Source organism: Halomonas sp. GFAJ-1, assembly GCF_000236625.2.
In the GTDB taxonomy this organism is placed as follows: Bacteria; Pseudomonadota; Gammaproteobacteria; order Pseudomonadales; family Halomonadaceae; genus Vreelandella.
The window spans coordinates 1-20,095 of the sequence record NZ_AHBC01000040.1; the positions used below are offsets into that span (position 1 = coordinate 1).

Consider the following 20,095-nt stretch of genomic DNA (forward strand, 5'->3'; position numbering starts at 1 on the left):
CTGGCAATGGAGCAGATCGCCGCCCACTTGGACGGGTATTCGCCTTGCTGTTCAAGGACTAATCGAACAGCTCGCTCCCGGACTTCTGGGGAATATCGTTTTGGTGAGTTCATAACTCCATCCTCTCAAGATATGGAGTCTCCGGTAAAGCCGGGGCGGTTCAGAATTTAGCGAAAATTTTTGCTAGGTGCCTGGTACTAAATTCTTCGTATGATTCTGGAGCCAGGTATTTCTAAAGGATAGAATCATGTTGAATGTTGCGTCGCTCTCCTTGCTGATCCTGTATAGCAGACACAGTGCGCCTATTATTATGAGAAACATGCGCTACGCAGTTGTGTTATGTCGGGATAATGGGGACTAGCCCTCTAAGGCCCGATATTCATGCTCTTTTGCTTCGCATTGCACTGTGTAAAATTTATCAAAAGCCTACAGGTTTTTTTACCCTAAGAAAGTGTGTTTTTATAAGCTACGCATGCAAATAAGAATTAGTATGAATGTGAGTGCTGGCTGCTATCATGTTGTCAAATATGAGAAAGTTACCCCGACTGTTTTTGCCACGAACAGGCGTCCGCCTAGTGCTTATTAAGTATAAGGCATGTAGTAGGTCGATAATGTGTTGATTTGAAGAAGCCCACGCTATATGGGTAGTTCTGTACAAGTCTATGTAAGCATTGTGCCCAACCTTTAGTGCATGGTAGTGCACACTCAATAGATAGATTCAAAGTAAGCATTAAAATTACCATAACAGGGAGGTTTTCAATGTCACATGTTCTTGTCACCCATCTTGGCAAACCCCGCCTGCCCCATGGGGTAACAGATGGCCCCAGCCAAGTGCGTGACTATGTTGATGCCAAATATTCACTCGATGGTCATACCTTTGAAACGCCTATGATTGGTTTCGGGCTGATTGATCGCGTCAAGCCAAATCGTGTGATTATGTTGGGTACCACAGGCAGTGCATGGTCTTCGGCGGTAGGCGTATGTATGAACCGTGAGATCTGCCCCGCCGATGATGAGCACGCCTGGGCTTTGATGGATGACCTGCTGGCGCTTGAAAAAGCCGATGCCATGAGTGCCACGCTGCTGGAAACACTCAGTGCCTTTCTGAGCCACTGGCTTAACTTATCAGTGACCTGCCAGCTTGTCCCTTATGTAGAAGAGAATCCTCGTCAGGATACCGCTCGTTACCTGAAAGCCCTGGATGACGTGATTCATCCCGAAGAGCGTCTATCCATCGACGTGACCCATGGCCTGCGCTATCACCCCATGCTGGCCCTGGTGGCGGCCCAGTACTTTGCCAGCCTGCGCCAGACACAGCTGGAGGCCATCTACTACGGGGCATTCGACCGCATGAAAGAGGGGGTGGCCCCCGTACTGCGGCTGGACGGCATGCTCGATGTGCTCAACTGGGTTCAGGCCCTGAACAGTTTCGACAAGGATGGCGATTACGGTGTCTTTGCTGGTTTGCTGGAACAGGATGGCGTTGCCCAGGATGTCTGTGCGTCAATCCGTCAGGCGGCTTTCTTTGAACGTGTCACCAACGCCTCCCAGGCCAAACAAAAACTGACACCGCTGCGCCAGTACACCTTTGATGCTGAGGCCGAACCGCTGGCGGAACTCTTTGCCCCTGCTCTGAGGGAGCGCACTGACTGGGCCTCTGTTTCCAGCCGAGGCAACGCAGAACTTCGATTAGCTGAGGAATACCTGGGCCGTGGTGACTATCTTCGCGCCGTGATTTACGCCCAGGAAGGCTACATCAGCAAGCGTATTGACCTGGAGCGCGGCAACCCGAATGATTTTGACCACCGCGACGAGGTTTCCCGCGGGGATGATCTGCCAACCGCTTTCAGAACACTTAAAAAGCTGCGTAATACGCTGGTACACGGTTTGCGCAACACGGATAAAAAACTGGCTCGCCAGCAGCAGGATGAAAGCAGCTTGAAAAACACTATCAAGCAGCTGATCAGCGAGATCAAGCAGGGGTGAGTGATCCCCATCACCACTCGCCTGTCACTGAATAAATATCAAGGAGGAGCCTGAATGTCACCACCCACGCGCTTTCCAGCGCTACCCGGCGTGCCGCAGTTGCTTAAAGCTGAAATGCTGATTACCACGCCTATGTTTCTGGGGGATGGCGGGCAGAAAGCCACGTCCATTCGTCCACCCTCCATCAAAGGCGCACTGCGCTTCTGGTGGCGGGCACTGCAATGGCCGAGGCTCTATCAGCGCCATAGTCACGTTGGCACGGCGCTGGCAGACCTGCATACCCGGGAAGCAGCCCTGTTTGGTCTGGCTGCCGGGCACAAGGTTGCTCAAAACCATGATGATCAACATGAGCATCAAGACAAAGAGTCCGGTGGGCAAGGGCGTTTTCGGATCAGTGTTACTCAGCCGGAAGTCAAAGCAGACCCTGATTTCCGGCCGTCTGCTTCGATGCAGTACCTGTTGGGGCAAGGGTTATATAAAGGCAAGCTAAATCGTGACCCACTGCAACAAGACAAACGGTTCACGCTGGAACTGACGGCCAAACCCGGTGGCCAGCCCGTGACAGAGGCTCTATGGCAGAGCTTGGAAGAAGCCCTGCTGTGCTGGGGTCTGTTGGGCGGGCTGGGTGCTCGCGCCCGTAAAGGGCTTGGTTCGGTAAGCTTGCAATCTTTGGAAGGAGGGCAGTATCAGGCACCTCAGAATCGTACCGACTATGAAACTCTCCTAGAAACGTTGCTAGCACCATTGCAAGGCCAGGATGGCAAGCTGCCTCCGTTTACGGCGTTTTCTTCGGTCAGCCGGGTGGACATTGCATTGGAAGGCAAAAGCCCTGACAAAGTGCTGGAAACCCTTGGTCATGAAATGCAGATGTATCGGTCTTATGGTCGCAATAAGGAAGTTAATCGTCAGCCAGCAGAACAGAATTTTGCCGATGACCATGACCTGGTACTCCATGCCATCAATACCGATACTCTTAAACAAGCACCAAGGCGCACGGTGTTCGGCTTGCCGCATAACTATTTCTTCTCAAGCGTCAAAAAAGGGTACGAGCTTTCCGCCGCCCTGGGTGACCGTCGTGCCTCGCCGTTGTTGCTCCATGTACATCAGTTGCCTGAAGGCGAGGTGCTTGGGGTGGCTAGCGTAATGCCAGCGGTTTTCCTGCCGCCTGATAATGCCCGGTTAAAAGCGGGTTCAAGGCGTAAATCCGAGTATCGCTTGACCTCAGACGACATCGACTGGTCTGTGCTGCATGGCTATCTGGACCGTTTCTCTCAACGCCAGACACTGATCTCCCCGTTAACCCCTAACACTCAGGAGGCACAGGGATGAGCCAGCCAGTCAATAATGAACAGTTTTTCCACCTGACGCTGGGGCCGGTGCAGGGCTTTGTCGCCCAAGCACGGCGCACCCGGGATTTCTGGGCGGGCTCCTTTCTGCTTTCCTGGATGGCAGGCGTGGCCATGCACGCTGTGACCGCACAAAAAGGCAAGATTAACTTTCCTGCGCCTGATAACGGGTTTCTCAACGCCATGCATGGCAATACTTCCCAAGGGTTGCCCAGGCAAGGTAGCCTGCCCAACCGCTTCAAGGCTATCGAGGCCAAAGTGGAGGCAGGCTTTGAACCAGAAAAAGTTACCGATGCTTTAAAGGCTGCCTGGGTTGCCCTAGCCGAACATATCTGGCAACAAGACCTGGAAGTGCCGCTACGTGCCATGGGCGATAGACAGTACCGTACCACGCGGGCCATCTGGGAGCGCCAGCTTGCCAGCTTCTGGGAGGTGAGCTGGGTGTTGACCGCCGACGAGGCCAACGCCCAGCTGCTGGATAGGCGCAAAAACTGGCGTAACCACTGGCCGGCCGAAGAAGGCGGGGTCACCTGCATGATGATGGCCGACCAGCAGGAGTTGTCCGGTGCGTCCGGGCCTGATCGCAAAACGCTGGATGCGTTCTGGGAACCGCTGCGCGGTGACATGCAGACCGATCTGCGAGAAGGTGAAGTGCTCTCCACCCTGGCTTTTATCAAGCGCCGCTTTGCCCGCCATTTTGCCGAGTTTGAGTGGAGCCTGCCCGCTGAGCCAAGCTTTACCTTGAAAGGCTGGCAACTACCGGTCAGTGTGCCGTCCGTAATGCACTTGGCGGCCTGGCCCTGGCTGCAGTCCATGCTGCAAGAAGCGCAAACCGATGATGAACTGCGTGATGCCCTCAGCAACCAACTGGCCCGTGGCCATGACCTGCTGGGTGACCCGGAGCATGACTCCCTGCTACCCGGCCTGAAGCAAGACTTTGTGCAGGCGGGGTTGCGCCCCGATCAGGCGGGTGTTGACCCCTCCATTTTCTTCTCCAGCGTACTGGAAAACCCTCGGCGCTTTGCCGATAGCGAGGTGGAGGATAGTCAGCGCCAGAAACTGCTTGATGGGTTAGCAGGAATCCGCCGCCTGGGCGGGAAAGGCGAGCCTGCTCCCTTTTATACCATTCTGCTGATGGATGGCGACAGCCTGGGCAGCCAGCTCAGCGAGCCTGCCAAACAGGCGCCGATTTCTGAAGCGCTGAATGCCTTTACCAAGGCTGTGCCGGATATCGTCCAAGACCATCACGGCTTTCTGGTCTACGCCGGGGGAGACGATGTGCTGGCGCTACTGCCGGTGACTACAGCTTTGACGTGCGCAGCTGAGCTACGCCAGCGTTATATCGGCTGCTTTAACGAAGCGGCTAAAGAAAAAGGCCTAACTATTCCCGCCAGCCTTTCTGGGGCGGCGCTGTTCTGTCATATCAAGCGTCCTCTGGTCAGCGTGTTAATGGATGCTCACCATGTACTCGATGATATCGCCAAGGACACCACCGGCCGCGATGCCCTGGCCGTGCGTGTGTGGCAGCCAGGCGGGGTGCATGCCACTTGGTCGGTGCCCTGGGAAACGGCACTGGACAATAACGCTGTGGTCATCGAGCAGCTTGCGGCTACCCTGCGCGAGCAGGACAACGCCCGCTTTACCCATGGTTTCCTATTCCGGATCAAGGCCCTTGGTGAGCAGCTCGGCTGGCTGGCGGAAAAGGACGACGCCGAAGCGCACAATTTGCTACGCCAACTGGTGCGTGCCGAGATGCTCCACTCTGGGCTGGAGCTCAATACCAGCTTCAACAGCCAGGCACTGGATAAGCTGATTGAACGGCTGTTGAGGCAGGCCCGTACAACGGTCAGGGATTTTGATGCCGCAACCGGTACCGCCACTTTTGCCACCACGCCTGCACTAATGGGCGATACCTTCAAGGTGCTGCGTTTTCTGGCCCGTGAAGGCCATATCGACCGTGACCGCTAACCGTCCGCTTTCAAGGAGACAATCATGACGGAACCCACTAGCCGCGACCAACTAAGTTGCTGGCGTTTTCAGGCGGTCGATTCCTGGTTCTTCCGCGAGACCCGAGCCCACGATGCGGTGGGGGTAAGCGAGCTGAACAGCGTCTTTCCTCCGCCGGTGCGCACACTGTTTGGGGCGGTGCGCACCTGGCTGGGTGATCAGCAGGGCGTGAACTGGAAGGCATTTGCCGGTAACCCGGAACACGCCTGGCTGGGGGATGCCGACTCTCCCGGGCAGCTGTCACTGGTGGGCATGCAGCTACGTGCCCGGGATAACAAGGGGAAATGGCAGAGGCTATGGCCTTGCCCTGCCAACCTGCTGCAGGGAAAAAAAGCCGCTGATAAGCGTGAGGATACGCCTAAGCTGACTATCACACGTCTGGTGCCGGGCAAGGTGGAATATACCGATCTGGGCCATGTGGCACTGCCAGAGGCCGACCCTGCGGCACCTAAACCGCCGCCGGGCAGCAAGGTGCTGGAAGATGCCTGGCTCACTGATGCCGGGGCCAGTGCTTGGCTGGCCGGAAAGGTGCCGTTGCCCTCGGATATCTGGACACTGGATGACCTGGTGGCCAGCGAGCCACGCCTGGGCATTGCCCGTAACAACCAAAGCGCCACCGTGGTCAAGGGGCAGCTCTACCAGACCCGCCACCTGCGCTTTACCCGCGATGTCACGGTGGAGCTATGGCTACGCGGTGTGCCTGATGCTTTGCTAGGCACTGCCACCGCTCACCCGCAGACCCTGCGCCTGGGGGGTGAAGGCCGAATGGCTGAAGTAACTGTCACTCGGGAAGTCCGCATGGCCCTTCCAGCCGCTGGCACCCCAGCACAAACCCAGCAGCTGGCGCTCTGGCTGACCAGCCCGTTACCGTTGGCCACGCTGGATGCAGATGCTGGCTTGCCTGGCTTTAAAGACAAACGGGTAACGGTAGGCAACGCATCACAGGATGTGTGGGAAGGGGAGTTGAACGGTATCCCGTTGCAGATTATCGCTAATTGCCGCCCTCGGGCTTACCGCGAAGGCGGCTGGGATCAGCAGAACCACCGCCCGAAAGCCGTGCGTAGCTACCTGCCACCGGGCAGCGTGGTGTTCTGCCAATGCCTGGATGATACTCCTTGGCAGCAGGTGGTGGACGCCCTGCACGGCAGGTTTATTGGCGGAGAACCGGATTGGGGCAGGGGCCATTGTCTGGTAGGCCTGTACTGACAAGAAAGTATTGAAATAGCCAGTAAGAAATGGATAGACCAAGCATTTAAAGGAGATACTCATGGTAGCAATGGCACACCGTTTGATCGGGCTGATGACCCAGACCCCCCTACACGCCGGCGCAGGCAGCGCCACCGAAGTGATTGATCTGCCTATTCAGCGTGAAGCTCACACGGATTGGCCCTGCGTGTTCGGCTCTTCCATGAAAGGGGCGCTGCGTGCCGCTGCCGAAACTCATGGCGGCCTGAATGAGCAACGCATCACGACCCTGTTCGGTCCAGATGCTGCCAATGCCTCGGAGCACGCCGGTAACCTGCTGGTCAGTGATGCACGGCTGCTGCTGTTGCCGATACGCTCGCTGACCGGTCATTACCGCTGGGTCACCTGCCCTGCACTTTTGCGCCGTTGCCTGCGTGATGCCCAGCGCTGTGGCCATGTGATGGACGCACCAACGCTTCCAGCGGTGGCTGAAGGTGAAGCTCTGGTGGCACGCGCCGTGGCGAACCAGGCGCTTTATCTGGAAGAATTCAGCTTTACGCCCCGGGTGGAGGATACTCTGAATACGCTAGCCGAGTTGATTGCCGTGCTGGTGGACGCTGATCGCGAGGAGGAACTTGCTAGCCAGCTGACGTTGGTGGACGACGACAGTTTCCGTCATCTTTGCCGCAGCGCGATTCCGGTGCAGCCGCATATCCGCATCAAGAATGACACCAAGACTGTCGCGGACGGGGCACTTTGGTACGAAGAGAATATTTCGCCGGATACGCTGTTCTACTGGACACTGACGGCTCAGCCTTCGCGCAATACCAAGGATGAGGAGGCACCCGACGCCATGTTGAACGATTTGCTGGGTACATTATTCCCAGTAGGGCAGGCCTGGCTGCAGGTCGGTGGCAACGAAACCGTAGGCATGGGCTGGTGCCAGGTACAGGAGGTGCGTTATGGCCAAGTATAAAAAGAAAAAGCAGCCTCACGAGATGGCAAGTGTTGCTGAGGTAGCAAAAAAACAGACACAACCGTCAAGCCAGCCGCAGACTGGAAAAAACACCCCACAGCTGATGACCCAGCAGCGTGCCAACTTTGCCTTGCAGGCGGTACAGGATGCTATCGCCAATCCGTCCATCGAGAGCAAGGAGTTCAAAAGCCAGGTGCGCCGTTTGCCCGGTATGCTCCAGGTCAACGGCTTTGGCCAGGCGATTGCCTTTTATTACGCCAAGGGAAAAAGTGGCAAACTGCCCGCCTGTGGCGAGGTCTACGCCCTGTTGGAGCGCTGGCTGTGCGAGAAGAGTCCTCACTCCCCTTACCGTGGGGTTGGCGCGGCTGAACCGCGTTTGCTGACAGCTATAACAAGCGCCGACCAGCAAGCCTACCGCCAGGCCCAGGCCGAAACCCAGGCGCTGCTGCAGTGGGTCAAACGCTTCTGTGAAGGCCTGATCGTCAAGGAAGATAGCGAGCCACGCGAGGAGACCTGATGCAGCCGTTATATAAGGATGAGCACCATACACCACCGCGCACACGCGGTACTGGCCACCCGGGCCTATGGTTCGAGCGCTTTTACAACCGCTACCAGCCGGACTGGCAGGTTGACGCCACCGCCAAGCGCGATTTTCTCCAATCCTTGTTGGGGCACGGTGAAAACGAACACCAGTGTCAGGTGGGAGATGTCAACGCGCTGCAACAGCAGGCTAATGCTCTGGCCTCGATTGCCCAGCAGCAGGGTGGGCTGGCGATTGAACGCCAGTCCAGCTGGCACTTTTTGACCGGGCTTGGCAACCCGCACCCGGTGGAAAATGGCCTGACCTGGCACTCTGTGCTAGGAGTCCCTTACCTGCCCGGTAGTGCCGTAAAAGGCATTACCCGCGCCTGGCTGGAACTTAATGGCTACGATGCCCAGGTTCGCAAGCGCCTGTTCGGCAGCGATGACAAAGACCCTCGCGAGGCGCGCACCTTCGCGGATGAGCCCGAGTTGATCAGCGGTGAGGTGATTTTCTTTGATGCCCTGCCGGTTGAGCCTGTCACCCTGATGATTGATACCATGACGCCGCACATGGGCAAATGGTATGAGAGCGGCGACAAACAGCCGGGCAGCGCAGCCAACACCCCTGCCGACTGGCATGCCCCTAACCCGGTGGTATTCTTGGCGGCGACCAAGGTGGTAATGCGTTTTGCCGTGGCCCCGCGCCTGCGCCCGGGAATGACGGATGATCAGCGCGAAGAGGCCAAGGCATTGGCAGAACTGGCCAGCCAGGCCTTGAGCGATGCCCTTGAACACTTGGGCGCAGGGGCCAAGACCGCTGCCGGTTATGGCACCTTTGTGGCGCTGGACGAAGATAATCAGCGTAAGGCCGACAGGCGCCTCAAGGACTACGAAGCCGACCGTCAGGCCCAGGCCGAGCAGGCCGCCCTAGCGCAACTATCGCCGGAGCAGCGTACCCTTGAGGCACTGAAAAAAGGCATGGACGTACCGGCTAACCAGAACGCAGGCAGCGGCGGGGAGTTTCACCGAGAACTGTTGACGACATTGGAAGGTGCGGTGGACTGGCCCCAGCCTGAGCAGGATGAGCTGATCACCGAAGTGCGCAGGTTCATGAAGCAATACAGGCTCAAAAACAAGGAGAAGGAGGCCAAACGCATCATCCGTGAGGTGCTTAAACGCGAGCTGTAAGCAAGGCTTCCAGCAACGCAAAAAGCCCGCCAACCGTCAGGTCAGTGGGCTTTTCTCATCTATTTGAAATCCCTTACCATGGCGCGAGCCTTATTGACCATGCTAACGGCTTCCCGCCAGGCATAACCGGCGTGATTAAAACCTTCTATCAGCGTTTTTGGTGTCTCGGATTCTTCTTGTAGCCATATCGCCATGGTAGAAACGGAAATACCGACCAGATGCGAATAATCCCGCCTCTTGTCGGCAGCGACCGGCGTTTTTCATTGTTGCGAAAACTTCATCGCAATGGCCTTGTTGGCTGCCGCAATACCAATATTACCCAGCCCCCACAGCAGAGTGATTTGCGACAGTTTCAAACCACAGAAAAAGCCCAACTCCCGAGGAGTCGGTAGCAAAGTAACCCCAATGAGAATCTTCCGGTATTTTTTTGTGATGGCTTTACAGGCGCTGTTGAAAGGCCTGAATCTTCTTGTCATTCAGCATGAAAAGGTTAACGAAGCATAGATATTCGAGTAAAGCAGCAAGATGAACCACCTGCTGTCTCGCTGCTACTCAAGCGCTGATTTAAACGCGCAGTAGTGCCAGCACTAAAATCGCTACCAGGATAACGTCACCCATGTGCACCTCCTTTGTCACTGCGATATTGCCATGGTCTGAACCCCTTGATTCCCGGTCCAGAGCGTGAAGACCTCATCTTAATTTCTTTGCAAGCAGTGAAGGGGCCGTAAAAATTATTGGCCAGTCGTGTTGGTCGGTGCGTTCCAGGGACTGACTCAACCTCAACACTGTCATTACTGAGAGGGTTGGCGGGAATGACGGGGTGCAGGGCATGCGTGTACGTCTTAATCCCTTCGAAGTCAGAGAAGTGTCCGGACGGCGTTGATAGTTACATTGTACGCTATGGCTTGGTCTTAATCCCTTCGAAGTCAGGGAAGTGTCCGGACAATGCGCTTATTCTTATACTTAACTCTACTAGTCTTAATCCCTTTGAAGTCAGGGAAGTGTCCGGACGCACTGGCGAACCGGGCATATCGTCACCCCTAGTCTTAATCCCTTCGAAGTCAGGGAAGTGTCCGGACACGGCGTCATGATGCAGAACATGGCGTCCTTGGTCTTAATCCCTTCGAAGTCAGGGAAGTGTCCGGACCAAAACGTTGACATCTTCAATCAGGCAACCCGTCTTAATCCCTTTGAAGTCAGGGAAGTGTCCGGACGCCAACCTCAAGGAACCCCAACCATGCAGAGTGTCTTAATCCCTTTGAAGTCAGGGAAGTGTCCGGACAATAAACTGGCTGAAGTTGTCCAGCAGTATCTGTCTTAATCCCTTTGAAGTCAGGGAAGTGTCCGGACGGTTCGGCAGTGGTGGCGCCGTGCTGGCGCAAGTCTTAATCCCTTTGAAGTCAGGGAAGTGTCCGGACGTAGACCGCCTGTTGAAGGCTTGGGAAGTCGAGTCTTAATCCCTTTGAAGTCAGGGAAGTGTCCGGACCGCAGGCTAAAAAATAGTCGTTTCATATCAATTAGTTGGAAGCGATTTTTTATGACTGTTTTTGACATAAAAAGTTTGCTATTTATCTAAAAGTGTGAAGGTAATTTTTAGCCATTGCCAGCATCATCATGCCGCAGATATGGCAGTGGTGCAAGTTGCGCTTGCCAACGTCTTTCACATTACACCTACACCTTTCTCTGAACCTACAGAACAGTGCGGTCTGAATGTGAATCACTAAAAATTTTTGCATAGATTGCCGAAGGGCAGACTCAGTTACTATAGGGCATCAGAAGGAGGGAGCCGCTATGTCAACAACTTGGATTATCTCACGTCACCCAGGCGCTATTGATTGGTTGAATTTAAAAGGTGTTAACGGAAAGCTGTTGGATCACTTGGATATAGAGTGTGTGGCGCCGGGCGATACGGTAATCGGTACGTTGCCAGTTAATCTTGCGTCTCGTGTCTGTGAAAAAGGAGCTGCGTATTGGCACCTGAGCCTTGAACTGCCCCGGAAGTGGCGGGGGTGCGAGCTGACGCCTGATCAGATGGAAGCCTTTGGCGCTACGTTAACGGCGTATCAAGTTCAGCCAATCGTGTGAGGGTTTTCAGCCTTATTGTCCCTAAAACGCCAGAGAACATTAACATATGGTCCTATGGGGATTGCGAGCCTGAACACTTCTCTGACGTGTTATATGCGTCGCCAGAGCTGGCGGCAGAAGGCTTACTTGCAGGCAGCTCTGGCTAATGCGTTAATGAAAATTAAAGGGTAAGCATTCAGCTAATAAAGCATAGCGGGCGTCATGTGGTGCCTGTGGTGACAGTTGCGCAAGCTTATTACGTGCCTGGTGTGGGGCTGAGGCTAACGTTTGGTTAAGTGTTTTAGGGGCCGATACCTTGGCTTGAAAAGCAGGTAGCAAGGAGGTGGCAAGTGCGTTAAGCACTACGCCCATCCAGTGCAACGTGATACCACTAGCGCTATCAAAGCAGATAGCCAACGCCGCATGAAAGTGCTGTTCAGCTCGCACTTTATCAGGTGTGGCTGCCAGCAACAGCAGCCAACCACGATACGCATGAATCAGCCCCCACGGATGGCCGGTGTGCCACTGCCAAGCATGTGACTGCTCCCGATAAGCTATTATCACGTCTTGCAGCTTATCAGGATACCCAAGGCAGGCACGCAGCAGCAAATGATGCAGATACACGTCGCTGCCGCTTCCGCCTGCAGCGAAACGCCTTGCCACCCCTGGCAAATCCTGTCTTCTTGTGATGCTGAGTAGCAGGGCTTCTAGTTCGCTTCGCGGTTCTAAGGCGGGGCGAGACGTGTCATCTAAGCGTGCCATTACTTGATAGCTACGTGTTTGCTGATGCTCGCGCGCCGCCTGCTGAGCATCTGAGAGCGGTGCCAGAACCGCCAATGCTTTTGTAAAGTGCGCATCGGCATCTTTTAAACGGTGTTCAAAGGCGGCCAATTGGCCCAGTGTTGAATGCAGCTTAACGTGATTGAGACGCCCAGCGACTGCAATAGGCTTATTAACCCATTCATTGAGCATAGGAGCCATGACCCCAAACTCAAAGTGATTAGTGGTAGTAACCGCTGCTCTCAGCAGCGCCTGACACACCGCTGGCGCATTCTCGTCTTCGAGCTGTTGGCTGAGTTTTAACAACGTCTTTAGCGCGTCCATATCCACGTGGCCATGATGGTTAGCCAACGCCAGCCGAGCGCTGACAAACTCTAGCCTCAGCTCACCACTCAATGTTGTATCAGCAGGCATAAAGCGCTCCAGCCAGGCCAGTGCCGCTGAAAGGGTTACTAGCGAAGTATCTTTGTAACGTAATCGTTGCTGGACTTCATTAAGCAGCCTGTGCCAATGGCCGCGCTCTTTTTTTACCTTTTCTCCTAGCCTTGTCAGCCATCGTTCTAGCAAACCATAAGGACCATCACGTTCGGCAGCGCCGCATAATTCGTACCACTGATCGGGTGGTAACTGGTCATGGTAGGAGAGCGCTTGGTAAAGATGTGCCAGTGTATTATCGGCATATGGGTGCAGCAGACATGGCCCTAGCAGTTTGGCCTTTTTTAGGCGATCATCGCTAACGGCTGACGGGCTTCCCCAGGTATAAGCAACGGCATCTGCATACGCCAGCTGCGGGTGCGTTTTGCCCACAATAGATAACCTGAGTGAAAGACGGGCAAAGCGCGCCTGATCAAGTGCCTTAAACTCACCCTCTAACGTTTGTGAAAGTGCTTTTAGGTGGTTGTGGTCGGGCGTGTAACCGCTGCGTTGCTCAATGCTGACGTCCACACGCGTCGGTTGATTCTCTTCTACTGGTAGCATGTATAGCACCCAGCGTACTAGCTGCGAGACATGGTTCATCCAGTAGCTACCAAAGGCAATAGGGTCTTTTACAGAAAAGCCAAAAATGCCCACTTGGGGCGTATCAATCAAGTGCTGCAAAGCCCGGTCGACAGCCTCCGGCGGCTCATCTTTGCCATGAAAGTGAGGAGAAATAGGGGGTAAGCGGGCGTCGTGCGCTTTGACAATAGCGACAACACGGCCCAATCCTACCTCTTTTAAAGAAGCCGGCTCCGCTGTGCTGTCAAATTCACGGCCTGTTTCGTCAATAAGAATTTCCCAGCGAGAGGCGGGTGAAAGGCTGGCGAGGCTTTTTGGGTGGTGGCTACCAGTCTTCCATTTAACGGGTGTTAGAGTAGAACGGAACGTGCGGGTGCCTGTTTGGTGCCGCTGTTGACGGCGCAGCTGATCTTTGCGCCACTTGTCAAGTTCGATACTGAGGTGTCGAAAAACGCGAGCCGCGCTATGTTGTTTGATCGTTTTTAGCCACTCTTTGACGCTCTCACCATCTCCGTGCGTTGCTAGTTTTTGCTTAAGCTGTTGATGCAATTCATAAGCGTGGCGGCCATGGCGCTGAGCCAACTCAAACGTCGATAAACCATGTGGGTGATTCAAGGCAAGAATGTCGCGTTGGATTTGTTCAATATCACGGCACCGTTCCGGATCGTTTTCTCCCCAAGCGGTATAGATAAATACCTTATGGCAGTGTTGTTTCAATGTTTCTGGCAGGTTATGACGCGAAGGAGAGCGCTGCGGTGCCAGTGAAGGTGTTTGTGGCTTGGGTGGCGCCTTATCCAGAGCGACGCAATGAGAGCGTTTGTCTACGGCCCCGTCATTGGCATCCCCAAGACGCTGGGTAGTTTCCATTGGCTGGCCGGATAGCTTTAGTGCCGCCAGCAATTCATGGCGGTTAGTGCATAAAATGCTCTTGCTAGCAGTCACTCGGTCAACAAAAGCCAACCACTTCTCTTCACTTATCTGGCGGCGAAACTGCGGGCCGACAAAAAGCAACAGCTGCGCACGCCCAAAGTGATCTTGAAGGCTAGTAAGCTGTGTTTGGATGGCGCGCATGTCGGGTGTGGGGGGCGCCGTTACTTTGACCTCTATTACATGGGTACGGCTATGGTGTTGAATAAGCAGATCGGCTTCGCGCTGTGTACTACTATTACGCTTATCTTCACCACCTTCCACGTTGAGTGCAATGCTGTGAGCAGGGACACCTCCTTCTTGTATCCAGTCATACAATAATTGCTCAAGCCACTCGCTGGTTAGCCATCGTTTAAGCGTACTGGCTTGTGGGGATAACTTGCCGTTGCCTGGGAAGGTGAGTCTGCCGGTGTTCAGCATAAAGTGACCAGGTAATAGCGCGTCAAACGCGTTTACCCATTGCTGGATGTCAGCAGTCAGCGGTTGTCCTATTAGTAAAGTTATTTCGGCATCCGTTAATGTGACTGCGGCGACGTTAAAGGTAGGGTCGCTTTTGTTTGCATACCACACTTCATTTAAAAGTTTAAATAGCGCAAGCAGCGCGGCATCATTATCGTCAAGCGCCTTAAATATCTCGCCAGCCAGCGTAGTCCGTATATCAGCAGCCAGTGGCGACTCATCGGTTGATCGTGCTGTGACATTCGTGTTGTAAAGTCGTGCGACATCTATTGCGGCGACTTCAAGCAGCGGGGTGCGAAGGGAGGCTTCAGTGGGGCTTTCAAGGTGTGCGATTTCAGGCTGACAGGGCGATAGCGTAAAGTGCAACAGCTCATTGGTGCCGGCAGGTTTATAGTCGACTCCGTCCCAGGTCAGTCGGGTTAGCAGCGCTAATGAAAGCGCTTTTGTGCCGCCGGTCATATTTAGCCAGCAGCGCTTATCCGCAAATGCAGAAGCGTTGAGAAGAGGGCGTAAGACCTTGTCTACCCACTGCTGGGCGTCTAATGGGTGCTCGCCTGGCAATGCAGCTGAATCAACCAGTTGGTCGGTACGATGAATTAATAGTGCTGGTAGGCGCTGATGAAGCACGTTGGTGAGACGCTCAGCGGCCACGCGTGCGGGTTCAAAGTCGCTCACGATCAACACAAGCTCTTCAGGCTCGCGCGTTATGATTGCCTCAAGGTTAGGCAATGAGTAGTTTGACATCACACAAACATAAACTAGGGGTTTGCGATGAGCTGTAGAGTCAGCCATAGGGTGCGTCCTTTCGGTGGCGGAGTGCGAGCTTTTGGAGACCTTAAACAGAATATGTTGACGATACCATGGCTCCTCTACACGCTATATTCCTAGAAGTCATTTCATATATTCAAGGTGTTAATGCAAGGAGTGCTCTTATGCCCATCGCTTTTCCTGATGCTATGCCCATAGCGCGTTATCGCTTAACGCTACGTGCTGAAGCGCCTTTTCGGCTGACGGGGTATCCAGGTGCCATGCTGCGTGGGGCTTGGGGACATGCCTTGCGCCGTTTGGCGTGCAGCACAGGGCGTGATGATTGTCAGGGATGCCCAGTACGGCCAAGTTGCCGTTATGTTCAGTTGTTTGAGCCTGTACCGGATAAGGTTCGAGAGGTGGCGCGGGATATTCCACCACCCTATATCGTACAAGCGGCGCTTTCACAGCCTAAAGCGTTGTCGGTAGGAGATAGCTGGGCGTTTGAGATGGTGCTATTTGGCAAAGCGCTAGCAGAGCTACCGCTGATTGTGTGGGCATGGCAGCTGGCAGCACGCGCTGGACTGGGTGATCAACAGTCACCTATGCGCCTAGTGAGTGTCGATTATCAGGTCGCTACCCATCACTGGGAGACGGTTTGGGAGGCAGGAGAGACAGCATTGGTGCCCACCCAAGCGCCACGTATACGTGCGCATCACGCAGTGCTCAACCTGGGGTCGGCGCTTGAACCAGTGCCTACTAGCGTGAAATTAGCGCTTATCACGCCGATGCGTTTGCAGCATAAAGGAAGGATCTGTGAGCCACACCAGCTCACAGCAGATGTGTTTTTTAACAGCTTATGGCGAAAGCTAGCGTTGTATCTTGGCCATTATGCCAGCATGACGTTACCAACCATGCCTTCAAAACAGGGGTTACGGCTGCAGCCGCTCTCTTTGGAGCGCCAACGGTGGGCGCGACACTCGCGAAGGCAGCAACATGCCATGCGATTAGATGGCGTGACGGGCACACTAAGCATACATGGCGCGTTACAGGAGTGGTGGCCTTGGCTGTTGCTTGGCCAGTATACGCATCTAGGTAAGAATACTAGCTTTGGCTTAGGGCAGTACCACTTGGTGTTAGAAGCCGCCTGATCAACGCGATTAGGCGCAAAAATTTTCGCTCCCAGCGTTGACGAATGATAGGCCTTACTGTGTGTGCACATCCGCTGTCGAGGAGTTGCCCATGCAGAAAGGCCACAAAGTTGTTCACGTTGCACGTCCTGAATTGGGAGTGGGCGAAATTGAATCCGTGGTAGGTGAACGGTTCAACGTACGCTTTGGATCTTCTGGTTTCAGTGGTATCCCTACGAGTGCCCTTGCCCCTGCGGCACTAGCTGCTACAAGCAAGACGGACGCTCCTTTGGCGCTAACGCCCGAAGCTCATCTGCAAAGCGTTAGCCAACGCTACGGCATTGGCTCACTCTGGCACATAACAAGCCGTGAAAACGTAGCGACGATTTTAGGCAGGGGCCTTATGAGCCGCCACCTTATGCAGCAGTCAGGGCTGGCTATGGTTGATATCTCCGACGCAACGGTTCAGGACTACCGTGTGGCTAAGGGTATCCGCAATGGGCTATCACTCCACGACTACGTACCGCTATATTTGCGCGCCCAGAATCCTATGCTGTTTTGCCGTCGTGCTTACAACCGTACGCTGTGCCTGCTGGAAATCGACATTTCGGCTTGGTTGCAACAAGGCGTGCTTTTCACCGACGGCAATGCGGCGTCCTTAAATACATGTTTTTACGAGCGCCTTTCGGATTTGCGGTTCCTGGACTGGGATGCACTAAATGCCACATATTGGACCAATGTGCCCGATGGCAAACGTAAGCGCTGTGCGGAAGTGCTCGTACCTAATCGCCTGCCGGCGCGCTTTATTTTGCGTGTGCACACAGCGTCACTGGAAAGCGCTGCTTGGTTAGCGCAGCAGGGTGTTCAGGCGACATTTTCACCGCACCGTTTCTTTTAAGGAGTAGGCCATGGCCTTTCATATTATTGAAGGCAATATATTTACCAGTGACTGTCAGACGATAGTGAATACTGTTAACTGCGTTGGCGTGATGGGTGCCGGTATTGCGTTAGAGTGCCGCCTGCGCTATCCGAAAATGTATGAGCGATATGTAGAGATCTGTCAAAAAGGCCAGTTAGATATTGGCAGGCTATGGTTGTACCGAACGGATAGCCGTTGGATCTTAAACTTTCCGACCAAGAAACACTGGCGCTACCCCTCAAAGGAGGCTTATCTACGTCAAGGGCTAGAAAAATTCACCGCCACTTATGCCCAGAAAGGAATCCGCTCTATTGCGATGCCGCTGCTAGGTGCCGATAAAGGGGGGATTGATCCAGAGATTAGCCTAAGCCTTATACAAGAGCATTTAGCGAACGGCCATGAAGGCCTGCATATAGAAGTGTACCGCTATGATCCCACTGCCCATGATGACGTATTTGAACGCTTCAAAGCGCGCCTTCTCCGCGAAACCAGTGTCCATATCCAAAACGCGAGTGGTTTGAAGCCAAAAGCACTGGAAAATCTACGTGAGGCCTTGCAAAGAGATGACATTGTTCAGCTTAACCAGTTATTGCAAGTAAAAGGTGTTGGGCTAGCAACGTTGGAAAAAGCATTTCGTTACGCGCAGGCACCAGACGCTACAGCTCACGATCTGTTTGCGGCTGAATCCGCGACTAATTGATGGTGAATATTGTAAGTACGGTTCTTGGCACTACGCCACTAGGCGAACGGCCAAGGCTTTCCCTTGCTAATCCCTTCAAAGTCAGGGAAGGATCCGGACCTAACCCGTGAGGGGTGGAATCGACTTGCGCAGTCTTAATCCCTTCAAAGTCAGGGAAGGATCCGGACTTTCCTGTACGACCTGGGAGTCCACCCAGCGAGTCTTAATCCCTTCAAAGTCAGGGAAGGATCCGGACAGGTGTATCTAGTCTGTGCCGTCATCGTCGGTTGTCTTAATCCCTTCAAAGTCAGGGAAGGATCCGGACGATGCTAATGGCTCTGGCGATTCCGGCGACGGTCTTAATCCCTTCAAAGTCAGGGAAGGATCCGGACCTTAAATACGATGACCCTACCTTCCTAAGGGGAGTCTTAATCCCTTCAAAGTCAGGGAAGGATCCGGACATAACGAAGACATTGAGCAGTGGGCGGCTATCGTCTTAATCCCTTCAAAGTCAGGGAAGGATCCGGACATATTGCGTCGTTATCCTACTAATACCACTAAGGTCTTAATCCCTTCAAAGTCAGGGAAGGATCCGGACTGAAAATGGTATTCAGACCGTTTCCATCAAAATGTCTTAATCCCTTCAAAGTCAGGGAAGGATCCGGACTGAATCTCGAAAATCCTGAGCGCCGAAAATTGTCTTAATCCCTTCAAAGTCAGGGAAGGATCCGGACGATCAAGAGGTTTGGATCATGCCAAACACTCAGTCTTAATCCCTTCAAAGTCAGGGAAGGATCCGGACCCCGAGGCCTTTAAAAAGTCGTTGACTATCAAAGGGTTGGAAGCGAAATTTTATGACTGTTTTTGCCATGAAAAGTTTGCTTGTTTTCCTTGGATGTGCTAAGTGGATTTTTAATGAGCCTCAAGGGGCATCTTGCCCGAAAAAACCGCGCTGCTCAAGCGTTGGAAAGCCTTCGATATGCAGCCCCGCGGGTAACGGCATCTTTCCCCACCAAACGATATTGTGTTCGGCCAACAGCGGATAACCGCGAACATCGTCGGCCTTTGGGTCTATCGCCAGGGCGAGTTCCGATTTGAGCCGCTGTAGCTGGCGGGGGGTGCCATGCCATGCAAAGACGGAGGCCTGCAGGGAAAAGGCGCAACGCTTGAGCAGGCCATGCACTTTGCGCAGGCGTTTAATGTCCCGGATGTCATAAACGATGATCTGCCATTGTGTATCGCTCATAGGGCTTCCTCAGGTAGGCGGTGTTGGTCAATTTTACGCGCCAAAGTGCGGGCATACCCGGCTAGGCAGCGGCGCCATTGACGCTGGGCGTCGTCCAGATGCGCGTAGTAGATTTCCCGCCCACCTTTGCCTAGCCAGCAACCACGCTCGCTAGGCGGTGAAAAATGCCGGCCAGTGAGAATACCCTCGTTGAACAACTCGACCACCCAGGCCTCAATGCGTGGGCGCAGGGGTTCCATCAAGTCGCAGGCCAACGATTTTCGGCCACTGACCAGTCGGTGGTAGCAGCCTAGCTCTGGGTCGAGCCCCATTTTTTTGAGTTGACGAACGCTTTCTTCATAAGCCAGCACATAGCTGAGCGAAAGAGTCGCGTTGACCGGGTCTGGCGGCGGGCGGCGCTGGCGCTGCTGAAACCCCAGCGAGGCAGGCAGTTTTTTGCGCCAGAAGGCAAACAGGGATTTCTGGCGTTGCCTTCCCAGCCCCGCAGAGTGGCCTCGTTGGGGGTGTCAAGGACCTGTGTTACGCCTGTCATGATGGAGGTATATGGTGTGTTGGCAGTCTCCCCCTGGGCACGCAGCACACTGGCAGTGACTTTGAGTTTGTGGCTGACTAGATGCCGAGACCATATCAGCCGGTCATTGGCATGGGATTGCCAGTGATATTGCACGCTGCGCCGGTGCGCTTGCTGGCTGTGGTTGGCATAGAGCGAGAAGCTGTTATCCGCGTGGCGCTGATTGACCACGATAAAGTCGATGCCGCGCTGGAGCAGCTGGCCTACCAGCTGCGTGGTCACTTGAACACTGTGCATGCAGATGAGTTGAGTCATGCGTGATAGCGGCAGGCTGCGAGGAGGCTGTTCCGGCTCGCGGATAATTAGACAATCAGTGGTGTATTCCAGGGACAGCTTGCGACGGTCAAGAATGACTCGGCTCATGTGG

Annotated in this window: 13 protein-coding genes, 1 pseudogene and 2 CRISPR repeat arrays; of the genes and pseudogenes, 11 read left to right on the plus strand and 3 right to left on the minus strand. The window is 54.3% G+C overall.

Features of this window, described 5'->3' with window-relative positions:
- Positions 1-759: 759 nt before the first annotated feature.
- The 8 genes from csx2 to csx16 all read left to right on the plus strand — a co-directional run bounded on the left by csx2 (position 760) and on the right by csx16 (position 11,295).
- Positions 760-1,986 (plus strand): TIGR02221 family CRISPR-associated protein, encoded by a 1,227-nt coding sequence (gene csx2, locus MOY_RS11235; protein WP_009099766.1) that lies wholly within the window; start codon positions 760-762, stop codon positions 1,984-1,986.
- Between the two features lie 54 nt (positions 1,987-2,040).
- Positions 2,041-3,315, plus strand: a complete 1,275-nt coding sequence (locus MOY_RS11240) for an RAMP superfamily CRISPR-associated protein (RefSeq protein ID WP_009099768.1) — start codon at positions 2,041-2,043, stop codon at positions 3,313-3,315.
- Positions 3,312-5,300 (plus strand): type III-B CRISPR-associated protein Cas10/Cmr2, encoded by a 1,989-nt coding sequence (gene cas10 / locus MOY_RS11245; RefSeq protein ID WP_009099770.1) that lies wholly within the window; start codon positions 3,312-3,314, stop codon positions 5,298-5,300. The genes MOY_RS11240 and cas10 overlap by 4 nt, the downstream gene beginning before the upstream one ends.
- 24 nt (positions 5,301-5,324) lie before the next feature.
- A complete protein-coding gene (locus MOY_RS11250; RefSeq protein ID WP_009099772.1) occupies positions 5,325-6,545 on the plus strand; it encodes a type III-B CRISPR module-associated Cmr3 family protein in 1,221 nt (406 codons plus the stop codon).
- Positions 6,546-6,606: 61 nt separating this feature from the next.
- A complete protein-coding gene (cmr4, locus tag MOY_RS11255; RefSeq protein WP_009099775.1) occupies positions 6,607-7,500 on the plus strand; it encodes a type III-B CRISPR module RAMP protein Cmr4 in 894 nt (297 codons plus the stop codon).
- Positions 7,487-8,017 carry a type III-B CRISPR module-associated protein Cmr5 gene (gene cmr5, locus MOY_RS11260; RefSeq protein WP_009099777.1) on the plus strand — a complete coding sequence of 177 codons (531 nt, stop codon included), beginning with the start codon at positions 7,487-7,489 and terminating at the stop codon, positions 8,015-8,017. The genes cmr4 and cmr5 overlap by 14 nt, the downstream gene beginning before the upstream one ends.
- Positions 8,017-9,210, plus strand: coding sequence for a type III-B CRISPR module RAMP protein Cmr6 (gene cmr6, locus MOY_RS16700; protein ID WP_009099779.1), 1,194 nt, complete (start codon positions 8,017-8,019; stop codon positions 9,208-9,210). The genes cmr5 and cmr6 overlap by 1 nt, the downstream gene beginning before the upstream one ends.
- Positions 9,211-10,049: 839 nt before the next feature.
- Positions 10,050-10,696: a CRISPR direct-repeat array (repeat unit 36 nt; unit sequence GTCTTAATCCCTTTGAAGTCAGGGAAGTGTCCGGAC).
- Between the two features lie 305 nt (positions 10,697-11,001).
- A complete protein-coding gene (gene csx16, locus MOY_RS11270; protein WP_009099783.1) occupies positions 11,002-11,295 on the plus strand; it encodes a CRISPR-associated protein Csx16 in 294 nt (97 codons plus the stop codon).
- Positions 11,296-11,445: 150 nt separating this feature from the next.
- Here csx16 and MOY_RS11275 read toward each other — a convergent pair whose 3' ends face one another.
- Positions 11,446-15,111, minus strand: a complete 3,666-nt coding sequence (locus tag MOY_RS11275; RefSeq protein WP_139029315.1) for a hypothetical protein — start codon at positions 15,109-15,111, stop codon at positions 11,446-11,448.
- A 257-nt stretch (positions 15,112-15,368) separates the two neighbouring features.
- Here MOY_RS11275 and cas6 point away from each other — a divergent pair, with 257 nt between their 5' ends.
- The 3 genes from cas6 to MOY_RS11290 all read left to right on the plus strand — a co-directional run bounded on the left by cas6 (position 15,369) and on the right by MOY_RS11290 (position 17,932).
- Positions 15,369-16,334, plus strand: coding sequence for a CRISPR system precrRNA processing endoribonuclease RAMP protein Cas6 (gene cas6, locus MOY_RS11280; protein ID WP_009099787.1), 966 nt, complete (start codon positions 15,369-15,371; stop codon positions 16,332-16,334).
- A gap of 91 nt (positions 16,335-16,425) precedes the next feature.
- The gene (locus MOY_RS11285) at positions 16,426-17,211 is read left to right on the plus strand and encodes a DarT ssDNA thymidine ADP-ribosyltransferase family protein (protein ID WP_009099789.1); all 786 of its coding nucleotides are present in this window, start codon (positions 16,426-16,428) and stop codon (positions 17,209-17,211) included.
- A gap of 10 nt (positions 17,212-17,221) precedes the next feature.
- Entirely contained in the window at positions 17,222-17,932 is a 711-nt protein-coding gene (locus tag MOY_RS11290; protein WP_009099791.1) for a macro domain-containing protein, read from the plus strand.
- Between the two features lie 63 nt (positions 17,933-17,995).
- Positions 17,996-18,713: a CRISPR direct-repeat array (repeat unit 36 nt; unit sequence GTCTTAATCCCTTCAAAGTCAGGGAAGGATCCGGAC).
- Between the two features lie 120 nt (positions 18,714-18,833).
- Here MOY_RS11290 and cas2 read toward each other — a convergent pair.
- Complete coding sequence (gene cas2 / locus MOY_RS11295) at positions 18,834-19,157, minus strand: CRISPR-associated endonuclease Cas2 (RefSeq protein ID WP_009099792.1); 324 nt, start codon at positions 19,155-19,157, stop codon at positions 18,834-18,836.
- Positions 19,154-20,091, minus strand: a pseudogene (gene cas1 / locus MOY_RS17780) (CRISPR-associated endonuclease Cas1). The gene cas2 and the pseudogene cas1 overlap by 4 nt, the downstream one beginning before the upstream one ends.
- Positions 20,092-20,095 lie beyond the last annotated feature (4 nt).